This is a genomic window from Neisseria sp. HMSC068C04, assembly GCF_001810105.1.
In the GTDB taxonomy this organism is placed as follows: Bacteria; Pseudomonadota; Gammaproteobacteria; order Burkholderiales; family Neisseriaceae; genus Neisseria; species Neisseria flavescens_B.
Map to the genome: position 1 here is coordinate 1 of NZ_KV799943.1, position 511 is coordinate 511.

At 36.0% G+C, this 511-nt stretch carries 1 protein-coding gene; it reads left to right on the forward strand.

The features are described 5' to 3' along the window. The coding region (locus tag HMPREF2700_RS05660; protein WP_283129679.1) for an IgG-binding virulence factor TspB family protein at window positions 1–511 on the forward strand (511 nt) is incomplete at both ends.

The window sequence follows — 511 nt, forward strand, 5'->3', positions numbered from 1 at the left end:
GGTTGGGGTACAGCTGCTTATTTCGCCTACCAAGCATATGAAACTGTGAAACCATCACTTGAAGCAGAAGGCTACAAATGGGATGAATCTAAAGAAGAATTTTTTAAATATTGGGCTGCTCGAAATTGCATTTGGATTGAAGAAAATGGAAAAATTATAGATGTTTCCTGCTTTGGCGTTGATTCTTCAGTACTTAGAGCAATGGAAAAAGGCGGAAAGAGCGAGTTAGACGCTAAGAAACTTATGGAATCCCAAATGCAGTCAATTGCAAATGGATTTTGGAAAAAAAGGGCAAAAGAACTTGATTTAGATGACGGAGAAGATGTTTATTTCTGGCAAAAGTTTCAGGTTCAAAAATGTAATTTTGATTTGAATGGCGGAGAATGCAACGTCTCATTTAAAGGAGATGTAAGAACTCCTATTCATTTTCGTTTAAAACAAAACGATAAAGAACTTTTAGATTTAGAAAAATTCCTCAAAATCGCTACCCCTTCAATTGACGCAAACCCTA